The organism is Paucihalobacter ruber (assembly GCF_006494535.1).
Lineage (GTDB): Bacteria > Bacteroidota > Bacteroidia > Flavobacteriales > Flavobacteriaceae > Paucihalobacter > Paucihalobacter ruber.
In genome coordinates this window covers 250,813-272,803 of sequence record NZ_VHIQ01000002.1, presented here as the reverse complement: position 1 = coordinate 272,803, position 21,991 = coordinate 250,813, and the positions used below count along the sequence as shown (strand labels likewise).

Sequence of the window (21,991 nt, the reverse complement as noted above, 5' to 3'; positions counted from 1 at the left end):
AGCCCGATCTTCTCCACGCTAAGCAGGAAGACCTTCAATGTTTTTGAGGGTCTTTTTCGTTCAATAAAATATCCGTTTCAGAATTTTATCTTTGTTGGAACTGAGAAGGTTGGGTCTTATCCACAATTAATAAAGAATACATGCAATCTTTTTGAGGATCTTCTCTAAAATATGAATTTAGTGGTTATATCAACCACTTGTTTCATTGATTCAGAAAGTTCTATCGATTCCCAAGGATGATGAGTGTTAAAAACATGATCAGCACTTTTTAATCGGATAAAGTTGCTGTCTTTATTCCATTTAGATAAATTTTCTGCTTCAGAAATTTGAACAGTGCTGTCAGCTTCCCCATGAATAATTAGATGAGGAATTTTTAAATTTTTTAGTGCGCTCTTTATATTGAGTCTGGTCTCATTTTTTAAATAGTCTTCATAAAATTGATAATAATGAGGCATTTTTTGTTTTGTTCTACCGTTTTCAACGAATTTAACACCGTTAGCCTTCCATAGACTGATTTCATCTTCAGAACCGAACCTTGACTTAAAATCGCTAACGCCGGCAAGTGTTATTAACTTTTTGATACGTTGGTCTTCCTTAGCTTTTATGGCGGCAATACCGCCGCCACGACTGTGCCCCATTAAAACGGTATTATTAACATTAATGTTTGGGTTGTTTTTTAAGTTTTGATGACACCATGTTATTACATGTTCTAAATCTTCCAACTCCTTACTATAGTTATTATTACCAAAAGCCTCCAAATCCGGAAAGTCTATTGGTTGATCAATAGTTCCACCATTATGTGAAAAATTAAATTTCACAAAACAAATACCGGCCATGGCAAACTTTTTGGCCATTATATTCCAGGCTCCCCAGTCTTTAAAACCTTTATAACCATGGCAAAATATAGCTACGGGTTGATTAGACGTATGACTATCATAAAAAACATCTAATAAAATCGCCTTATTTTCGGCACCACTGATAATGTTGTTTTTTAGTAACTGCATTATTCTATAATCTTTTCAGTAAAATCAATTTCAGGATTAAAAATTTCTAAAATTAGATTTTTTAAGACTTCAAAGTAAGCATCGAGTGTTTCAGTAGTAATCTTTGGATCTTTGACCGCACCATTTCCGGCTTTATTCTTTTTAGAAAAATTAAGCACAAAGTTGTCTTGTAAATTTTTAAACGAAATAATTCCGGCGTTTACAGGTAGCTGTATGACGTTTGTTTGGTGTAACATATAAGCGTAAGTTAACAGCTGGAATGATTTACTGTACTTTTTATAGTCTGATGTAAGATCTTCCCAGTTCACAATTTCAACCTCTGATTGGTTTACTTTGCCACTTTTATAATCTATAATTCTCCAATCATTATCAACGGTATCAATTCTGTCAATTACACCTTTGAGGTGAATAGGAAAACCTAATTCAGGGATATCTAACGTAACTTGTATGGGCTTTTCTAATTCTTTAATTACAATAATTCTACCGGCTTTTATTTGTTCTAATTCTCGCTGTAAGAAATTATAAATATACCTTTTAGCGACTTCAAAACTAATTAGGTTTTTACCCGAGGTAAAATTGCCGTCATAAAAATAAGTCTTAAAGTGTTTTGCAACGATACCATCAATGCTTTTAAACATTGTTTTGATGTGCTTTTCTTCAAGAATTTCTCCCACATAAGGCTTGTACATTTCTTCCAGAGTTTTGTGCAAAACATTACCCAAAGTGTTGGCAGCGATGGTTTCTTCTACTTCGTCGTATTCGTTAATATTGAGCACCTTAGAATAGTAAAAATCAATTGGATTTCTAACATAGCTACTAAGAGAAGAAGGCGAAAAACCTTTTATTGCCAGATCCTTTAAGTCGTCTAGAAGTGTGGCTGTCTTTGAAACAGATTTTAACTCTACAGCTTTTATTTGTGCATTCGGAATCGATAACGAATGCGTTAAATGATGTATGCCGTCAATTTCGAGTTGTTTAATAAATCTACTGGGTTCACCTCCTGATAAAACATCTGGATCGGTATTGTAAATAATGTAGATGTTTTTTGCCCGTTGGAGTAATCTGTAAAAATGATAGGTGTAGATAGCGTCTTTTTCTTTAAAAGTTGGCAAGAGGTTTTCAAGTTTAACATCGAAAGGGATAAAGGAGTTGTGTTGTTTTCCGGCGGGCAGTACACCTTCGTTAACCCCAGAAATAATGACGGTCTCAAAATCTAGCAGCCTCGATTCCAAAACACCCATTATTTGAAGACCTTTTAAGGGTTCTCCTTTAAAATCAACACTTTCTATGTTTAAAAGTTCTTTGTAAAGTCCGAATAATATTTGAATACTATTAATAAAACTAAACTGCTCTTGTAAACCAATAAGTTTATTAAATATTGTGTAAAACTTATATAAAAAGGATAATTCTACCAGATGAGCACTAGAGTTTTTGTTGAGAACTGTCTGAATTTCAAGCACCATATTTCTACAATTTTTTAACGCCAGCACCGGATTGTTTTCCCATGAACAAAACAAGGCATCTATAATTTTTGCCGCTGTGGCAATATGTTTACTAATTACATCATAATCGAAATAACTAAGATTATTTTTAGAAATATATTGAATGAAGTTTTCAATTTCAACCGCCTGAATTTTCGAGTAAATAGGTTTAAGGCTTGAATGATTTAAAATGGCAATAACATCTTTGTAATAATATTTTTCGTTATTGCTTTTGTGAAGGTTAAACAGTAGTTCAAAAAACGAACTCAGCGGTACCGATTTTAACGGTAAGCCCATTGTGATGTTGATGTGTTCTATTTCTGTGGGTAACGAGTTAAGTAAAGGTAAGAGTTGTTGCTCATCTCCTAAAACTACAGCAGTATTTTCTAGATTGGTTGCATTATTAGTATACAAATCCTTTAAAAGAGCTCCTATTTGTTTAACCTGACCAACTGTTTTTATGGCGCCAATTACTTGAATGTTTTTATTATTTCTGAAGTTATTTGAAACAATTTCAAAAAGGTGAGTTCTAAAGTAGGGCCATTTTTCTTTATATTTTCTTACGAAAAATCCAGCATCATGGTGATTATTATCTAAGAAATGAATGTCGATATCCCAAAACACTTTTGCTAAGTTTTGAGATAATAATTCTTGTATGATAATCTCTTCAGCTTTGTTTAAAGCATTGAAACCGATAAAAAAATGTTGTTTATTATTGTTTTCAATATAATTCTCAATGTTATTAACTGCTTCACGATATTGTAATCCTTGATGACCAACTCCTTCTGAAGTCAATTTATGATTAAAATGGGTGTAATAAGTTTTTAGATGATTCCAAAACTGAAGGTAATTTTTAACATGTTCTGTTTTGTTTGGTTCAACAGACCAGTGGTCTATTTCTTTTATGGCACTTAAATAATCAAAAATTTTATTGGGGTCTATTAAATAACGGTCTAATTCTATAAAATCATTAATCAGAATTTGTGCCCAAGATGAGAATTGGTCAAAAGATTCTGTTTGTTCCGATGAAGTGATTTCACAATAAGTTTCATAAAACTTAAACAGTACATCAATATTGTTTAATTCTTTAAGTTCTGATAAATTAGTTACAAACTCTTGTGAAGATATTATTTCTGGAGAAAATAGAGTTTGTTTTAGTTGTTTTGAAAGTGCTTGTTTTAAAAATAGCCCTGCACGCTTATTGGGCAGAATGAAAACTGAATTTTGAAAGTCAATACCTTCGCTAATAAGTTTTTCTATAATTTCATGAAGAAATGATTTCATATTATAAAAATAAAAAACGCCCCGTTTATCGGGGCGTTTTTAAGCTTTTATTTTATTATTAATTCGCTTAGTTAGCTAAATTAATTTCAACACGTCTGTTTACTGATCTACCAGCAGCGGTTTTATTAGAGGCAATTGGTTTATCTTGACCAAATCCTTCTGAACTTAATCTGCTTGAACCAACACCATTTTGAATAAGGTATTGCATAACAGATGCTGCTCTTTCTTTAGATAATTTTAAATTATTAGCAGCACTACCAACACTATCAGTGTGTCCTTCTACGCTAAATTTAGCAGTAGGGTACTCGTTAATAATAGCAATTATATCTTTAAGAACTTTTTCAGACTCTGTTTTGATAGATGATTTACCGGTATCAAATAAGATAGTTTTAGCGTAGTCATTAAGAGTTTTCTTAACCTCTTCAGTTACTTCTGGACATCCTTGGTTAGAAGCAGGACCAGCTAAATCAGGACACTGATCGTCTTTGTCTAACACACCGTCTCCGTCTCTATCTGGCCAAGGACAACCATTGTTTTCTTTTGGACCGGCTTCGTTTGGACACTTGTCGTCACCATCGGCAATACCATCACCATCAGAATCCGGACAACCGTCAAGTGCTTTAAGACCGGCTACAGTAGGACATTTATCGTCTTTATCTGGAACACCGTCACCATCGGTATCAGGACAACCGTTAAATTCGGCTAAACCTGCTTCGTAAGGACAAGCATCCTCAGCATCTGGAATACCATCGCCATCAGAATCTGGGCAACCATCAAATTGAGCTAAGCCGGGAACGTCTGGACATTTATCATCTTTGTCGTAAATACCGTCACCGTCAGAATCTTTACCACCGAATTTTAACATAATACCGGCACTGTGCTGAAAATGATTAGGCAAATAATCTTCAAATGCGTGTTTGTATACAGTTTGAACATTAAAACCAAAGTTATCGTTAAACCAGTATTTTATTCCGGCACTACCATTTAAAGTTCCGGCACCGATGTCATCTACCCAAGTGTAACCACCACCAACACCAAGATAAGGATCTACTTTACCCCAGCTTAAGGCTTCACCAATGCTGTAGGAAATTAAACCATCAACAGCAAAGTAAGTTAAATCGGCTACTCTATTTGTTGTTTCTTCGCCCGTAATTGGATTTGTATTAGAGCCAAATTTACTAATAGTATTTAATGACCCTGTAGCTGTAAAAGAAAAGCCATCACCAATGTAACGACCAACACCAAGCACTGTTGGAGCAGGTAAAATATTCCAATGATCGTTGGCATTGAAAAATTCATCAAAAAATGGGCCTTGTGGAGCCGGTTGACCAACAGGGTATACGTCTACGGCGTTTGTACCAATAAATACAGCCCATGGGTTGTTTTTATCCTGAGCATTAGCTGCGCTAAAACTCAATAAAAATAACATAGCGAACAAAAATCTGCTAAGATGTTTCATATTCAAAAAATTTAATTTTTAAGTGTTAATTGTTAGCAAAAGTAAGTTGTTAAGAAATATTAACAAAGACAAATATATAAAAATATTGAATAATGCCTAATAAATAAGGTAATTATAGTGAATTTAGACTATTTCTAAAGCTTTACCCACCTTAATAAAGGCCTCAATTGCCTTATCTAAATGTTCTTTGGTATGGGCAGCTGACAACTGCACTCTAATTCTTGCTTTATCTTTTGGTACTACGGGATAGAAAAATCCAATCACATAAATCCCTTCGTTAAGCAACAAGTTAGCCATAGTTTGTGATAACTTGGCATCGTAAAGCATTACCGGGACAATGGCCGAGTCTCCATCAATAATATCAAACCCTGCTTTTTTTAATCCAGACTTAAAGTAATTGGTATTCCACTCGAGCGTATCTCTAAGCGTTGTGTCGTTTGAAAGCATCTCAAAAACCTTTATTGAAGCGCCTACAATAGCCGGAGCTAATGAGTTTGAAAACAAATAGGGTCTTGAGCGCTGTCTGAGTATTTCAATGATTTCTTTTTTGCCGGTTGTATAGCCACCCATGGCGCCACCTAAGGCTTTGCCAAGTGTTCCGGTTATAATATCAATTTTCCCCATAACCCCTTTTTCCTCCAGCGTACCACGACCGGTTTCGCCGATAAAACCTGTGGCATGGCACTCGTCTATCATAACGAGTGCATCGTATTTCTCAGCGAGCGCACAAATTTTATCAAGCGGGGCTACCAGGCCATCCATTGAAAAGACGCCATCGGTTACAATAATTTTGAATCTTGCACCGTTGCTATTGGCAGCTTTTAATTGAATTTCTAAATCTCCCATATCGTTATTTTTATAACGATAGCGCGCAGCTTTACACAATCTAACACCATCTATAATTGAAGCGTGATTTAAACTGTCTGATATAATGGCGTCTTCAGGCCCGAATAGTGGCTCAAAAACTCCGCCGTTGGCATCAAAGGCTGCTGCATATAATATGGTGTCTTCGGTGCCGTAGAATTCTGCTATTTTTTCCTCAAGAGTTTTATGAATGTCTTGAGTACCGCAAATAAACCGTACAGACGACATTCCAAATCCATGAGAATCTAAGGTGTCTTTGGCGGCTTTTACCACATCAGGATGTGACGATAAGCCCAGATAATTATTGGCACAAAAATTTAAAACAGTGCTGCCATCTTCTAAAGTAATTTCGGCACCTTGGGGTGATGTGATGATGCGTTCTGTTTTGTATAATCCGTCATTTTTAATCGATTCAAGTTCTTTTGCTAAATGTTGTTGAATAGCACCGTACATATTTATAGTTTTAAAATTGAATGTATTTTATTGCAAAGATAATTATACTAGCTCAAAACACCGTGGTAAATACCAAGTATAAAATATTCTATCAGGCTGAAATTTGAACAATTTTAATGTCGTCATTCACATATACCAAATACAAGTTTTCAACATAAAAACCTAATTCATTGACTGCTTTTGAATAGGACTGAATTTGTAATTTGTGATAGTCTTTTTCAGACCCGGTTTTATAATCTATAATTACTGCCTTATTATCGGTAGTTATAACGAGTCGGTCAGGACGTATGAGCTCTCCATTTTTAGTAATTATTTCCTTTTCGTTGTATATGGTACAGCTAGAATCGAAGAATTTTGCAAGTTTATTGTGGGTTACAATATTCAATAGGGTTTCTTTTAAGGGAGATAATTGACCAATTTCCAACTTACCTTCATCAAGAAAAAGTTGTAAGGCAGTTTCTATATCAGATTTAGATGTTATTTCTTTTAAAATATCGTGAATTAAATTTCCTTTTTCAATAGCATTTTTAATGGTTGTATTCCATAGTAAGGCAGCATTATTTACAACAGAAATATTTAATTCAGATTTTAAATTTCCAATAAATGCTGGTTGAATAGTTTGAGCTCTTTCCGATTTTGTAATGGAAGTTCGTTCAGGAAAGTCGCCAAATTTATATATCATTTTACCATCTTGCCAAAGTTCCGAATCTTTTAAATAGTTGATGAAAAATCTAGCATAACCTTCATCGCCCTTAGCACTGGTTAAAATATACAGCTGATTGACTGCTCGCGTTAGAGCTACATATAAAACATTTACAGCGTCTAGTTCTTTTTGAGAGTTATGATCGGTGTGTAAACTACTACCTGTTTCTCCAAAATTAGAGATGTCTTTGTTGAAATTGAGGTAAGCAAACTCAAAACCGTCATACTCTGTTGGATTTAAAGGAAACCAGATTTTGTCGTTCATCGTCTTGTAAACAGAACTATCGGCAAAAGGATAAATAACGGTATCAAACTCTAAACCTTTAGATTTGTGAATGGTCATTATTTTAATGGCCTCTTGTCCCTCTGGCATGCTTATGGAAACATCGCCAACTTTAACTTCGAAGTATTCAAGAAAACTGCTTAGACTTGCGTTTTTTTTGTTTGAAAAGCTCAATACTTCATCTAAAAAACATTGTAAATAGGCGTTAGAGTGTTGAATTAGGTGAAACGTTTTGATTAAGTTTTCAATGAGCTCATAAATCGGGAGTGAACTAAGGCCGTAATAATCTATATGATAACCCATATTTGAAATGGCCTTAAAAAATGACATTTCATCTAATTTCATCAAGGACTTGTTAAACCAATGGGAGTCGACTATTTCTTGCTGAGATGCCAAAAACTCGATGACCAAAATTTTTGCCTCCTCATTATTTGGAGTAGTTATATATTTCAGGAAATTAATAATAAATTGAACTTCAGATGAATTTTTTAACAGCAAAGATTCTGAAGAAACTACCGGAATACCTTCAGAAATTAAATGATTGGAAATGGCTACCGCTTCCTTGTTTTTTCTTACTAAAACACAAATACCGGATAGAGGCTGCTTATTGGCAATGCAATTTTGAATAATCTCAAAAGTTGATGCTATATAAGCTGCACTGCGTTCTTCTTGGTTATCACCTTCAACAAAATGTATTTCAACCAGACCGGTATTGTTGTTATTGAAATGCTGCTTACTATCTTTATATAGTTTGCCGTAGTCGGGATTTGAAAACACAGAATTTGAAACATATTCAAAAAACGAATTGTTAAACGAAACAATCGTTTGACAGCTTCTGTAATTGGTATCTAAGTTTAATGATGTACAATTAGTTTGAAACGGATTTTGTGCACCGCTATACAAATCGATAAATTGCTCTGGTTTTCCGCCGCGCCAACGATAGATAGCTTGTTTAGCATCACCAACCAATAGCAAAGATCCTAAACTGCCCTCTTTTTCCTGAGAGATGGCATTATCTATTAACGGAATCATATTTTGCCATTGTAAAACTGAAGTGTCTTGAAATTCGTCTAAGCAATAATGTCTAAATTTTTCTCCCAAACGTTCGTATATATAAGGCGTTGGCTGATTTTTGATTTCGTCGTTGATTAAGGTGTTAAATTCTGAAATCAATAATTTATTTTGATCTTGTTTAAGTTTGGTCAATTCCGCTGAAATAGCATTTAAAACCGATATAGGAGTGATGTTTTTATATAAAGCAAACAAAAATTTTATTCTAAATACTAAGTTTTTAGAAGTTTGAAAAAGAAAGGCCAGTTCTGGTTGAATGCGGTCTAAAACTTCTTTAGTGCCATTATTTAATGATTTTGCATATAAGGGCTCTGATTCTAAATTTGATTGCCAGGCAGCATCAAAACTTACGGAGAAATCTTTTCTTTTTAGTTTGTCGAAATATTTAGGGAAATAACCACCTTTAAAATTTCCGGCTTCAATATGCTCTTGATGAAGCAAATTAAAAAACGAATTACATACATTGTCCAGGTTTTTCTCGGCATCTATTTGTTGAGTAATGAGCTCTAATTTAAATTGGTTAAATTCATCGAGCGTTTTTTCTGAAATGTTATCAATGTAAGGTTTGTCATTTTCGTTGGTGATAAGTTTGGCAATTTCATACAAATCTCGTGACACATCAAAACTTTTGTCGTCATCGGCTTTTTCAAGTGCAAAGTTTATGATAACTTCAGTGAGTTTCTCGTCGGTTCCGGCCTTTGTTATTAGGCTGTCAACAGCCTCAACCAACATAGAATTTTGGTCAATTTCAACCTCAAAATTTACCGGTAGCCTTAGATCGTGCGCAAAAGTGCGAATGATTCTGTGGTTAAATTTATCGATGGTAGAAATTTCAAATGCTGCGTAATTATGCACCAACTCTTCTAAAAGATCCTTTGATTTTGATTGAAGCAATAATGGCTGCCACCCTAATTCTTCGCAAAGTGATATAAACATGGCGTCATTGGCGTTTAATATTTCGGGTTTTGAAAATTCTGAAAGATGCTTCAAAATACGCTCTTTCATTTCGCCAACAGCCTTATTGGTGAAAGTTAGTGCCAGAATATGTCGGAAAGGAAGCACATTCCCTGAAATAAACAATATTTTTAAATAATGTTTTACCAAGGTGAAGGTTTTACCACTTCCCGCTGATGCGTTGTAAATTAAAAAACTAGACGACAGCATTGTTTTTTTGCATACAATATAAAAACTATCAATGACTTAATTGGTAATAATTATTTTTTATTGCCATTAGTATTCAGTAACTTTGAAATAAATAAAATTAACATTAAAAACTTAAAATTATGGCATTTGAATTACCGAAATTAAAATATGCATACGATGCGCTTGAACCTTATATTGATGCGCGCACCATGGAAATACACCATTCTAAACACCACGCCGGTTATACTAACAATTTAAATAACGCTATTGCTGGCACCAATTTAGAAGGGAAAAGTATAGAAGATATTCTTGCTAATCTGGATATGTCTAATGCTGCTGTAAGAAATAATGGTGGCGGATTTTACAATCACTCATTGTTTTGGGATGTGATGAATCCTGAAGGCAAAGGCAGATTATCCGGTGAACTTAAGGCGGCTATAGAAGCAGCTTATGGCAATTTTGACGAATTTAAAACAGTTTTTTCTAAAGCTGCTGCGACTCAATTTGGCTCAGGTTGGGCGTGGTTATGTGTTCATAAGGGTGGTAAAGTTGAAGTTTGCTCTACACCCAATCAAGATAATCCTTTAATGCCCGGTGTTTCTTGTGGCGGAACTCCAATACTTGGTTTAGATGTATGGGAACACGCTTATTACTTAAACTATCAAAACAGACGTCCGGATTACATTGAAGCATTTTTTAATGTTATTAATTGGAACGAAGTTGAAAGACGCTACGCCGAGGCAAAGTAGTTTATAAATATTTTGAAATGAAAAGAGCGAACTGAGAGGTTCGCTTTTTTATTGCAAAGATTTCTACGAAAGTGGGAGTCACAAGACGGGATACCTGCTTTCGCAGGTATAAAAATGAAAAGAGGCGAACGAATGTTCACCTCTTTTGCCCCAAATCTACCATAAACTTAACCTACTTATGTTATGGTGGGTCAAATATAAAGGGATGAATTTTCTCTAGTCCAATTTTTTGGACAAACGGCTTAGAAATTAGTCTAACAGAGAAAAGCGTAAAAAATATCGGTTAAATGGCTTCGGAATAATTAATTATAATATAGACTTATAGAGAGCTTATTTAAATAAAAAAGGGTGAACAGTTGTTCACCCTTTTTTGCCCCAAATCTACCATGAACTTAACCTACTTATGTTATGGTGAAACTAAATTAGATTTATTTTATCAAGTAAAATTAAATATTAGATGAAATGCATATTTTTAAGATGAAAAACAAATATTTCGGATAAAATGCTGATTTTAAACAGTTGGTCTAGTAAGCACGTTCGTTGTTACCTTCGTAAAAGTTAATAAAAGCTCTGTTAACAACTTTGTTGCCGCCAACAGTGGGATAATTACCCGTAAAATACCAATCACCTAAATTATGTGGACAAGCCTCATGTAAGTTTTCTACTGTTTGAAATATGGTTTTTACTTCGGCCTTTATGTCGTCATCGCATATTAATTCAGAAATTTTATTTGATATTTCTTCTGTTGTGAATTGATTGTATAAATCACTTACAAAATTTTTAACCTCTGAATCTGGTAAATTAGTTTGTGCCTTACATTTTTTATAAACCTCTTCAATTAGATGATATTGATTATTTTCTTTTAGGAGTTCCAGCATGGCTCTAAAGGCGATCAAATCTTCGAGTTTGGCCATATCAATTCCGTAACAATCTGGGTATCTAATTTGCGGAGCTGATGAGACTACAACGATTTGCTTTGGGTTTAACCTATCAAGCATTTTAATGATGCTCTTTTTTAAGGTGGTACCTCTCACGATACTATCGTCTATAATTACCAGGTTATCAGTTGGTTTGACCACGCCATAGGTAACATCGTAAACGTGGGCTACCAAATCATCTCTGCTGCTGTCTTCTGTAATAAAGGTTCTTAGTTTGGCATCTTTTATGGCTATTTTTTCAATTCTAGGTCTTTCACTTAAAATTGAAGTTACTTTTTCTTCAGAAAGCGTCCTCTTTCCTTCTAAAATGGATTTGGTTTTCTGTGCGTTTAAAAAATCTTCAACGGCTTCAATCATTCCATAAAAAGAAGTTTCGGCGGTATTTGGAATATAGGAGAATACAGTATTTTTAGTGTCCTTTTTGATGGCCTCCAGTACCTTTGGCATTAATAAGCTGCCTAGTTTTTTTCTTTCGGTATAGATTTCGGCGTCACTTCCACGAGAAAAATATATGCGCTCAAAGGAGCAGGCTTTGCGTTCTAGTACAGGAAGAATTTTTTGAATTTTTGTTTTGCCTGACTTTTTAGTAATAATGGCGTGCCCCGGTGGCAATTCTTTTACTTCCTTAAAAGGTACATTAAATACAGTTTGTATCACAGGTCTTTCAGAGGCAACCACTACAATCTCTTCATCTTTGTAATAATAGGCAGGTCTAATTCCTGCAGGGTCACGTAAAACAAAAGAGTCGCCATGACCAATGAGTCCGGCCATGGCGTAACCGCCATCCCAATTTTTGGAAGCTCTTTTTAAGATTTTGGCCAAATTTAATCGTTCGGCGATTAATGGCGAGCATTCCATTTTACTATAGCCTTCTTTTTTGAGATCCTTATATATTTTAGCAACAGCATCGTCCAGAAAATGACCAATTTTTTCCATGATAGTAATGGTGTCGGCTTTCTCTTTCGGATGCTGGCCAATTTCAACCAAGTTGTTAAACAATTCGGATACGTTGGTCATATTAAAGTTGCCCGCTACAATAAGGTTGCGATGCATCCAATTGTTTTGTCTAAGAAAGGGATGCACATTTTCTACGCTGTTTTTACCAAAAGTACCATATCTCACATGACCTAAAAACAATTCACCTATATAAGGGATGTGTTTTTTTTGAAGTGCTACGTTATTTTGGTATTCTGGATTTTGTTTGATCTCCTCTGAAATTCTTGAGTTTATTTGACTAAAAATATCTTGAATAGGTTGTTGTGCTATAGATCTAACTCGGCTAATGTAACGCTCACCGGGATTGGTGTTGAGTTTAATACTGGCAAATCCGGCACCATCTTGACCACGATTGTGCTGTTTTTCCATCATTAAATACATTTTATTGACCCCGTAAAATGCGCTGCCGTATTTCTCTTTGTAGTACTCAAGTGGTTTTAATAGCCTGATCATGGCTATACCGCATTCGTGTTTTATTGCGTCACTCATGGTTGTTTTTTAAATAAAAACGCACTCAAATTAGAGCGCGTTGGTAAGTGATATATCAAACTGTGTAAGATTTTTAAATTGTTTTAAGCGTTTTAACACTTCTTGCTGTGTAAGATCTTGCATGCGTTCGGTTCCAAATTTTTCAACACAAAAAGAAGCCAGAGTTGAGCCGTATATAATGGCGTTTTTCATGTTTTCAAATGAGGTGTCTCCAGTGCCTGCTAAATAGCCTATAAAACCGCCTGCAAAGGTATCGCCCGCGCCGGTTGGGTCAAATACTTCTTCTAATGGCAAAGCAGGAGCAAAAAACACATGCTCATGATGAAATAACAGGGCGCCGTGCTCTCCTTTTTTAATAACAACATACCGTGGGCCCATTTCATGAATTTTTCTTGCAGCTACTACCAAAGAGTATTCACCGGTAAGTTGCCTGGCCTCGGCATCGTTGATGGTGATCACATCAACTTTTTTTATGACTTCGTGTAATTCTTCTAAGGCATTATCCATCCAAAAGTTCATAGTATCTAAAACTACTAATTTTGGGTTTTTATCCATTTGTTCTAAAACACTTAACTGTACAATTGGGTGCAAATTACCCAACATAACATAGTCGGCATTTCTAAAGGCCTTAGGAACTACAGGATTAAAATTGGCCAATACATTGAGCTCGGTAGCCAAGGTATCGCGCGAGTTCATATCATTATGGTATTTACCACTCCAGAAAAAGGTTTTCCCGTTTTCTACAATTTCAATACCGTTGATATCTATATTTTTATCTGAAAGTAATTTTAGATAGGCTTCCGGAAAATCGCCTCCAACAACAGATACAGCTGCCGTATTAACACCAAAATGAGATGCCGCCAATCCAATGAAGGTCGCAGCACCACCCAAAATTTTATCAGTTTTACCAAAGGGTGTTTCAATGGCATCAAAGGCAACTGTGCCAACAATTACAAGTTTATTCAAAGCTTAAAAAATTTTGATGCAAAACTACACAAATTTTACGCCTTAAAAAAGTGTTGATTTTAATAGGATGATAAGTTTATTTCCTCCCAAAATCAGCGGGAATTTCTCCCCATGCCTTTGTTTCCCATTTGACTATTGGAGTAGTATAACTATTTGTTTTGAGCCAATTTACCGCGCGATCAACCAATTCAAACAATTTTTGGTTTTTAGCATTGCGCTCTAATTTGGTGTTACACATTTTCTTTTTTACCCAACTAATGGCAGTTTTAGAATCGGTGTAAATAATTTTTTGACTATTTTGTTTTTTAAGAAGCGCCAAAGCATGTACAATGGCTAAAAATTCACCTATATTGTTGGTGCCTTCTTCAAAAGGGCCTTGATGAAAAATTAGTTTTTTGGTTTGTGTATCTACTCCTTGGTACTCCATTTTGCCGGGATTGCCGCTAGAAGCCGCATCAACCGCGATGGAATTTAAATTGGGCTGTCCAATTTTTTCTATTTGTGTCTGGGAGAGCTCACTTTTAAAAGCGCCCTTTTTTGAAATATAATCAAAATAATTGCCTTTGAGCGCTTGTTTGGCGGCTTCAAAAGTTTCGAAGGACTTGTATTGAGCGCCTTCAAAATTTTTGATTTGTGCTTTACAGTCGTCCCAATTTTCAAAAATGCCGGGATGATGGCCTTTCCAAACAGTATAATATTTTTTCTTCTTTTTTGACAAGGATTCCGATGAGATTTATGTGTTGAGGTTTTTTGAATGGTTTTTTTGAGATTTTAATATCCCTGAAACGACCTTCGGAAAGTGTTCCATTTCCAAATCATGTATTTTAGTTGCTACATCATCAGCGGAGTCAGCGCTGTCTATTGGGCAGGATGCCTGAAAAATAACGGCACCTTCGTCGTAATTTTCATTCACATAATGTATGGTGATGCCACTTTCCTTCTCCCTATTATTAACTACCGCACGATGTACATTCATACCATACATGCCTTTTCCGCCGTATTTAGGCAATAAGGCCGGATGAATGTTAATGACTTTTTCCGGAAATAGCGTTAAAAGTTTTTCAGGGAATTTCCATAAAAATCCGGCTAACACAATTAAATCGGGTTGAATGCTTAGTAATAATTGTTCAACGTGGTTTTCTTCATAAAGGCTAAAGCGGTTAAATGACATTGCGCTTGTGTTTAGGAGTTTACAGCGCTCTAATACCTTTGCAGACGCATTGTTTGTAAGTACCAATTCAACCTTAGCGAGATTGCCTTGATTAAAATAATTAATAAGATTTTCGGCGTTGGTTCCCGAACCCGATGCAAAAACAACAATGCGCTTCATCATTTTAAATATAGGTGGTTTCAAAGAACAAAAAAAAGAATTTATTAACAATTAAACACTAAATAATAAATACTTAAAATGAAATTGATTAAATTACACGTACATTTTAACGGCAAGAGTGTTAATTACAAATAAGTTTTTTATTTTTGCCTCCTAATAAATCCTTAAAAAAATTAAAGTTATGTCAGACATTGCATCAAGAGTAAAAGCGATTATCGTAGACAAATTAGGCGTTGACGAAAATGAAGTTGTAGCAGAAGCAAGCTTCACCAACGACTTAGGTGCTGATTCATTAGACACTGTAGAATTAATCATGGAGTTCGAAAAAGAATTCGACATTCAAATTCCTGATGATCAGGCCGAAAATATCGCAACAGTAGGTCAGGCTATTTCCTATATAGAAGAAGCAAAATAATTTTTAATTCATGGAGTTAAAGCGAGTTGTAGTAACCGGTTTAGGTGCACTAACACCCATTGGCAACAATATTTCTGAATATTGGGATGCGCTTGTTAGTGGCAAAAGTGGTGCGGCACCTATTACTTATTTTGATACTGAAAAGTTCAAGACCAAATTCGCTTGTGAGATTAAAAATTTTGATCCAACAAATTTTATAGATCGAAAAGATGCTCGTAAAATGGACAAGTTTACTCAGTACGCAATGGTAGCGTCTGATGAAGCCATTGCCGATGCTAAATTAAATCTCGATACTATAAACAAGCTGAGAGTTGGTGTAATTTGGGGGGCCGGAATTGGTGGTTTGGAAACTTTTCAGGATGAAGTATTAAACTTTGCTGCCGGCGACGGTACACCAAGGTTTAATCCGTTTTTTATTCCAAAAATGATTGCAGACATCGCTCCGGGCAACATATCCATAAAGCACGGTTTTATGGGACCAAATTACACCACTGTTTCAGCATGTGCATCATCAGCCAACGCTATGATTGACGCCTTAAATTACATTAGGTTAGGTCATTGTGATGTAATTGTAACCGGCGGAAGCGAAGCTGCCGTAACCATTGCCGGTATGGGTGGTTTTAATGCCATGCACGCACTTTCTACCAGAAACGATAGTCCTGAAACTGCCTCTCGGCCTTTCGATGCTACAAGAGATGGCTTTGTTTTAGGTGAAGGCGCGGGCGCTATTATTTTAGAAGACTATGAACACGCAAAAGCCAGAGGCGCCAAAATTTATGCTGAAGTATTAGGTGGTGGTATGTCGTCTGATGCCTATCATATGACCGCACCGCACCCTGAAGGCATAGGCGTTATAGCAGTAATGAAAAACTGTTTGGAAAATGCTAATTTAAGTGCCGAGGAGGTAGACCATATTAATACCCACGGTACATCAACACCACTTGGCGACGTAGCCGAATTAAAAGCAATCAAACAAGTTTTTGGTGACCACGCAAAAAATATCAACATCAATTCAACAAAGTCCATGACAGGCCATTTACTTGGTGCAGCCGGAGCTGTTGAAGCTATTGCCTCTATTCTTAGCATTGAGCACGGCATAGTGCCACCAACTATTAATCATTCAGTAGTAGACGAAAATATTGACCCTGAACTTAATTTAACACTCAATAAAGCTCAAAAAAGAGACGTAAAAGTAGCAATGAGTAATACGTTTGGGTTTGGAGGTCACAATGCTTGCGTACTTTTCAAAAAACTAGATTAAAATATTGAATGAATTTCATTCGAAACATATTTAATTCCCGTGCCAATGGCGACGGGAATTTTTTTTTGGAAATGGAAAAGATCACAGGCTTTAAAATTAAGGATAAGTCATTGTATGTTAAGGCATTTACCCACAGGTCAATGAACATAAAAGACGATGAAGGTAATGCACTTAATTACGAAAGACTCGAGTTTGTAGGTGATGCAATGCTCGGAGCCGTTATTGCCTATTTTTTATTTAATGAAGCACCTCAAGGAGATGAAGGTTATTTAACCAAAATGCGCTCTAAAATTGTGAGCAGAGAGCATCTTAATGAATTGGGCAAAGAATTAAATCTTATCAATTTTGTTGAGTCTAAAATCCCAAAATCCAATTTTGGCAATAATATTCACGGTAATTTATTTGAAGCCTTAGTAGGTGCAATTTTTCTTGACAGAGGTTATAAAGATTGTGAAAAGTTTGTTTATGATAAAGTTATTATTCCGCATGTTGATATTGAAAAATTAGAAGGCAGAGTCATAAGCTACAAGAGTTTGTTGATAGAATGGTGCCAAAAAGAGAAAAAAAGTTTTGAATACCATATTTACGATGATACCGGAAACGATAACCTCAAACACTTTGCGGTGAAATTATCTATTGATGGAAAAGTAATTACAAAGGCTAGAGCAACTTCAAAGAAAAAAGCTGAAGAGAAAGCCTCAAAAAGAGCCTATTTTGTTTTTCAAAATCATATGAATCGCAACTGAAATATTCTTTGGGGAAACCCCGCAACTATAACGTTTTCGTAGAAAAACCTTGCTAACAAACGGAAAAATTTAACTTATTCTATTGCTATTATACTATCTTTACCTTGTGTAAATAATTGTATATGGCTTTGCATAGACTGGAATTGGACGAATTCTATGATGATTCATTTACCCTTATTGCTATCCATAGTCAAATAGAAGATTACAGGTTGGCCTATTTATTAAATAAAAATCTGAATCTAAAACTTAATCGTTGCGAAAAAGACTTAGATTTTAAGTATTTTATGGCATCGTATCCTTATTTTGAGTTCAACGAAACCTTACAATGCAGAACCTGGTATTTAATTGCAAATAGTTGTGTTACAGAGACTGAAAGTATACAAAGTTCTGGTTCATTATTTGATTTTTCGCAAAAAGCCTATAAAACCCATTTTTTAGTGCCTGAATATAAGTCGGTTAATTATTTTCTGAAAGTCGAAGAAGAGGCCACACATTTTGACGAATTAAGTACAATAAAAAAAATAATTGATATACCAAAAATAGTTACATCCTATAAAGTTGATGCTAATCAACTTAAATCAAAAAACCATCTAATATTTTAGTTCATGTTACAACTTAAAAAAACAAAAATAGTGGCCACTTTAGGTCCGGCAACCAGCACAAAGGAAGTGCTAAAGGCAATGATAGAGGCAGGAGCCAATGTTTTTAGAATCAACTTTTCTCATGCCGATTATTCGGGAGTAGAACAACGCATTAAAATGATTAGAGAACTCAACGAAGAGTTTGGATTTAAAACCGGTATTTTAGCCGATTTACAAGGCCCAAAACTAAGAGTGGGTGTTATGAAAGAAGACGTCGTTGTAAACGTTGGCGACGAAATTATTTTTTCAACCGGAGCGCCATTTGAAGGAACTAAAGAGCGTGTGTACATGACCTACGAAACTTTTCCACAAGATGCCAAACCGGGAGAACGAATATTATTGGATGATGGTAAGTTAATATTTGAAGTTGTTTCAACCGATAAAAAGTCGGAAGTTGTGGCCAAGGTGGTTCAGGGCGGACCATTAAAATCTAAAAAAGGAGTTAATCTGCCGAACACAAAAATATCTTTACCGGCACTTACCGAAAAAGACATTGAAGACGCCATTTTTGCAATTAAACAACAAGTAGACTGGATAGCTTTATCTTTTGTTAGAAATGCTGAAGATTTAATTGAATTGGAAGAATTGATTAAAGAATACAGCGACCATAAAATCCCTATTATTGCCAAAATTGAAAAGCCTGAAGCTGTCGAAAACATTGATAAAATTGTTGCTTACTGCGACGGTTTAATGGTAGCCCGCGGTGATTTAGGAGTTGAGGTTCCGGCAGAAGAAGTACCTCTTATTCAAAAGCAATTAGTTTTAAGAGCAAAACGCGCCAGAATCCCGGTCATCATCGCAACACAAATGATGGAGACCATGATTACAAGTTTAACACCAACGCGAGCAGAGGTTAATGACGTTGCCAACTCGGTTATGGATGGTGCCGACGCTGTGATGCTTAGTGGTGAAACTTCGGTAGGTAGTTATCCCGTTCAGGTGATTCAGCAAATGACTAAAATTATAAGAAGTGTAGAAGATTCACCTCTTATTAAGGTGCCACAATCACCACCACATATTCGTACTAAGCGCTACATAACAAAGTCGATTTGTTTTCACGCTGCAAATATGGCCAACGAAATTAAAGCAAAGGCCATATCAACATTAACTAATAGCGGCTATACGGCGTTTCAAATATCGGCCTGGAGACCTTCTTCTTATATATTGGTATTTACGTCTAACAAACGCATCCTAACCCAACTTAGTTTGCTTTGGGGTGTACAAGCTTTTTACTATGATAAATTTGTAAGTACAGACGAAACCATTGAAGATGTTAATACCATGGCTTGTAAAGAAGGTTTTTTAGAAGTAGGAGATATGCTTGTTAGTTTAGCGGCAATGCCAATACAAGATAAAGGTATGGTGAATACATTGCGAATTACCGAAATAACAAGTTGTAGTTTCTAAAACTTAAAACTCAATTGCGAACTCACATTGTCGTTTTTTGGAGTGGTAGTGTTATTTAAATTTGAAATAGAGATACCTAAAAGCCGTACAGAATTATTGAGTTCATTAGATAGTAGAAGCGTTTTTACGGTTTGATATATTACATCGTAATTAAGTGTGTAATCATCCAATGTTTTGCTGCGAGTTTGAATGTTAAAGTCGCTATATTTAATTTTTAGCGTAATGGTTTTGCCGGCTGTATTTTGGTTTTTTAACCTTTTAGAAACTTCTGTTGTGATGCCTTTAAGTTGTTCTAGCATATAAATTTCTGAAGCTAAGTTGTTTTCGAAGGTGTGTTCTGCAGCTAAAGATTTTCTTATTCTGTCGGGTATAACCGGATTATGATCAATGCCTCGTGAGAGTTCGTAGAACCTTACTCCCGATTTTCCAAAATGGTCTTCGAGTGTGGCTAATGATTGATTTTTTAAGTCTACACCTGTAAAAATTCCCATTTGATACATTTTTTCGGCAGTGACTTTTCCAATTCCATGAAATTTTCTAACATCTAAACTTGCAACAAAACTTTCAACTTCTTCAGGAGCTACCGTTTTTTGTCCGTTAGGTTTGTTGAAATCACTGGCTATTTTGGCCACAAATTTATTGATGGATATACCTGCTGAAGCTTTTAAATTTAATTCATTAAAAATTTGCGCTCTTATTTCTTGTGCTATTAATGTGGCGCTTGGGTTTCCTTTTTTGTTAAGGGTTACATCAAGGTATGCTTCGTCAAGTGATAATGGCTCTACTAAATCGGTATATTGGTTGAATATGGCTCTAATTTTTTTTGAAACTTCTTTATACCTGTCAAACCTTGGTTTTACAAATATTAAATCAGGGCATAATTTTTTCGCCTGCATACCACTCATAGCACTTCTTACACCAAATTTACGGGCTTCATAACTGGCCGCTGCAACCACGCCGCGCTTTTCACTTCCTCCAACGGCTAATGGCTGGTTTTTTAGTTCAGGATGATCTAACTGCTCAACCGAAGCATAAAAGGCATCCATGTCTATATGAATGATTTTTCTAATTTGAGATTGAGACGTCATATTGCAAATTTATGATATCTTTAGTGTTGAATTTATTGCTAAATGGAAAGAACTGCAATTGTTTTAGGTGCAACTGGTTTAACGGGGAGTTTGTTATTAGATAGCCTCTTGTGCAATGACCATTATTCCAAGATTATTGTTTTTGTACGTTCTCAATTCCATTTATCTCATCCCAAGCTTATAATTGAGCAAATAAATTTGCTAAAGCTACTTGATTATAAAGAACATTTTGTTGGCGATGTGCTTTTTTGCTGCATAGGTACCACCAAAGCAAAAACTCCCGATAAAAATTTATACAGACAAATAGACTATGGCATACCAACAAATGCTGCAAAAATTTGTGAAATGAATGGCATTCCTAATTTTATTGTAATGTCCTCTATGGGAGCCAATGTTAAGAGCTCGGTTTTTTACAGTAAGTTAAAAGGCGAGATGGAGCAAGCCGTTTTAAACACAGGCATTAAAAATATTTACATTTTAAGACCATCACTTATCGCAGGAAAAAGAAGTGAATTTAGATTGTTTGAGATGATTGCGAAAATGGCCATGAAAGTGTTGAATGTGTTTTTAGTTGGAAGTTTTAAGAAGTATCGATCCATTAACGCCAAAACTATTGCTAACGCTATGATAGCTTTGGATTTAAAAGGTAGCGCTGTCAAAATTATTGAAAGTGAAGACATACAGAAAATTGCCGACAATGCTTGAAATCGAACGTAAGTATCTGGTAAAATCTTTGGATTTTATTCAGGAAGCCAAAAGTATTAAAAGAATAACACAGGGCTTTTTAAACACCAACCCCGAAAGAACGGTACGTGTAAGAATATCTGGTAAAGAAGCCTTTATTACTGTGAAGGGTATCTCAAATAAATCAGGAACCACCCGAATGGAATGGGAGCAAAAAATACTTTTAAAAGACGCGCAAAAACTTCTTGAAATTTGTGAACCCGGGATCATTGATAAAACCAGATATGAAGTCTTATTTCGTAATTATTTGTTTGAAGTTGACGTATTTCATGGCGAAAATGAAGGGTTAATCATAGCTGAGATTGAATTAAGTCGCGAAGATGAATCTTTTGAAAAACCTCCATGGCTAGGTAAGGAAGTTACCGGCGAAAATAGATATTACAATTCGCAATTAAGTAAAATATCTTTTAATAAGTGGTAAAAAATAGCCGTCTCAACAATTGAGTTGAAACGGCTATTTATATAAGTGTGAAATTA

At 35.3% G+C, this 21,991-nt stretch carries 18 protein-coding genes; 8 read left to right on the top strand and 10 right to left on the bottom strand.

What is annotated here, in order from left to right:
• Positions 1-164: 164 nt before the first annotated feature.
• The 5 genes from FJ651_RS04710 to FJ651_RS04690 all read right to left on the bottom strand — a co-directional run bounded on the left by FJ651_RS04710 (position 165) and on the right by FJ651_RS04690 (position 9,765).
• On the bottom strand, positions 165-1,004 hold the full coding sequence (locus FJ651_RS04710; protein ID WP_140989261.1) for an alpha/beta hydrolase family protein: 840 nt from the start codon (positions 1,002-1,004) through the stop codon (positions 165-167).
• Positions 1,004-3,769 carry a PD-(D/E)XK nuclease family protein gene (locus tag FJ651_RS04705; RefSeq protein ID WP_140989260.1) on the bottom strand — a complete coding sequence of 922 codons (2,766 nt, stop codon included), beginning with the start codon at positions 3,767-3,769 and terminating at the stop codon, positions 1,004-1,006. The genes FJ651_RS04710 and FJ651_RS04705 overlap by 1 nt, the downstream gene beginning before the upstream one ends.
• 67 nt (positions 3,770-3,836) lie before the next feature.
• Positions 3,837-5,228 carry an OmpA family protein gene (locus tag FJ651_RS04700; RefSeq protein ID WP_140989259.1) on the bottom strand — a complete coding sequence of 464 codons (1,392 nt, stop codon included), beginning with the start codon at positions 5,226-5,228 and terminating at the stop codon, positions 3,837-3,839.
• A 123-nt stretch (positions 5,229-5,351) separates the two neighbouring features.
• Positions 5,352-6,545, bottom strand: a complete 1,194-nt coding sequence (gene kbl / locus FJ651_RS04695) for a glycine C-acetyltransferase (RefSeq protein ID WP_140989258.1) — start codon at positions 6,543-6,545, stop codon at positions 5,352-5,354.
• A gap of 91 nt (positions 6,546-6,636) precedes the next feature.
• Positions 6,637-9,765 carry a UvrD-helicase domain-containing protein gene (locus tag FJ651_RS04690; protein WP_140989257.1) on the bottom strand — a complete coding sequence of 1,043 codons (3,129 nt, stop codon included), beginning with the start codon at positions 9,763-9,765 and terminating at the stop codon, positions 6,637-6,639.
• A gap of 119 nt (positions 9,766-9,884) precedes the next feature.
• Here FJ651_RS04690 and FJ651_RS04685 point away from each other — a divergent pair, with 119 nt between their 5' ends.
• On the top strand, positions 9,885-10,493 hold the full coding sequence (locus FJ651_RS04685) for a superoxide dismutase (RefSeq protein ID WP_140989256.1): 609 nt from the start codon (positions 9,885-9,887) through the stop codon (positions 10,491-10,493).
• Between the two features lie 524 nt (positions 10,494-11,017).
• Here FJ651_RS04685 and FJ651_RS04680 read toward each other — a convergent pair.
• From FJ651_RS04680 to purN, 4 genes are all read right to left on the bottom strand, one after another.
• Positions 11,018-12,916, bottom strand: a complete 1,899-nt coding sequence (locus tag FJ651_RS04680) for an amidophosphoribosyltransferase (protein WP_140989255.1) — start codon at positions 12,914-12,916, stop codon at positions 11,018-11,020.
• 30 nt (positions 12,917-12,946) lie between these two features.
• Positions 12,947-13,882 carry a PfkB family carbohydrate kinase gene (locus FJ651_RS04675; protein ID WP_140989254.1) on the bottom strand — a complete coding sequence of 312 codons (936 nt, stop codon included), beginning with the start codon at positions 13,880-13,882 and terminating at the stop codon, positions 12,947-12,949.
• 76 nt (positions 13,883-13,958) lie between these two features.
• Complete coding sequence (locus FJ651_RS04670; RefSeq protein ID WP_140989253.1) at positions 13,959-14,600, bottom strand: ribonuclease H1 domain-containing protein; 642 nt, start codon at positions 14,598-14,600, stop codon at positions 13,959-13,961.
• Between the two features lie 15 nt (positions 14,601-14,615).
• Entirely contained in the window at positions 14,616-15,212 is a 597-nt protein-coding gene (gene purN, locus FJ651_RS04665; RefSeq protein ID WP_140989593.1) for a phosphoribosylglycinamide formyltransferase, read from the bottom strand.
• A gap of 181 nt (positions 15,213-15,393) precedes the next feature.
• Between purN and FJ651_RS04660 the strand changes: the two genes are divergently transcribed.
• The 5 genes from FJ651_RS04660 to pyk all read left to right on the top strand — a co-directional run bounded on the left by FJ651_RS04660 (position 15,394) and on the right by pyk (position 19,682).
• Complete coding sequence (locus FJ651_RS04660) at positions 15,394-15,627, top strand: acyl carrier protein (RefSeq protein ID WP_009778413.1); 234 nt, start codon at positions 15,394-15,396, stop codon at positions 15,625-15,627.
• A 10-nt stretch (positions 15,628-15,637) separates the two neighbouring features.
• Positions 15,638-16,888 carry a beta-ketoacyl-ACP synthase II gene (gene fabF, locus FJ651_RS04655; RefSeq protein WP_140989252.1) on the top strand — a complete coding sequence of 417 codons (1,251 nt, stop codon included), beginning with the start codon at positions 15,638-15,640 and terminating at the stop codon, positions 16,886-16,888.
• Positions 16,889-16,896: 8 nt separating this feature from the next.
• A complete protein-coding gene (rnc, locus tag FJ651_RS04650; RefSeq protein ID WP_140989251.1) occupies positions 16,897-17,634 on the top strand; it encodes a ribonuclease III in 738 nt (245 codons plus the stop codon).
• 122 nt (positions 17,635-17,756) lie between these two features.
• Positions 17,757-18,236, top strand: coding sequence for an IPExxxVDY family protein (locus tag FJ651_RS04645; RefSeq protein ID WP_140989250.1), 480 nt, complete (start codon positions 17,757-17,759; stop codon positions 18,234-18,236).
• Positions 18,237-18,239: 3 nt separating this feature from the next.
• Positions 18,240-19,682 carry a pyruvate kinase gene (gene pyk, locus FJ651_RS04640; RefSeq protein WP_140989249.1) on the top strand — a complete coding sequence of 481 codons (1,443 nt, stop codon included), beginning with the start codon at positions 18,240-18,242 and terminating at the stop codon, positions 19,680-19,682.
• On the opposite strand, the gene dinB is transcribed toward pyk, so the two are convergent.
• Entirely contained in the window at positions 19,679-20,770 is a 1,092-nt protein-coding gene (dinB, locus tag FJ651_RS04635; protein WP_140989248.1) for a DNA polymerase IV, read from the bottom strand. The genes pyk and dinB overlap by 4 nt on opposite strands.
• 42 nt (positions 20,771-20,812) lie before the next feature.
• Between dinB and FJ651_RS04630 the strand changes: the two genes are divergently transcribed.
• Positions 20,813-21,475, top strand: coding sequence for an NAD(P)H-binding protein (locus FJ651_RS04630; protein WP_140989247.1), 663 nt, complete (start codon positions 20,813-20,815; stop codon positions 21,473-21,475).
• Positions 21,468-21,935 (top strand): CYTH domain-containing protein, encoded by a 468-nt coding sequence (locus FJ651_RS04625; RefSeq protein WP_140989246.1) that lies wholly within the window; start codon positions 21,468-21,470, stop codon positions 21,933-21,935. The genes FJ651_RS04630 and FJ651_RS04625 overlap by 8 nt, the downstream gene beginning before the upstream one ends.
• Positions 21,936-21,991 lie beyond the last annotated feature (56 nt).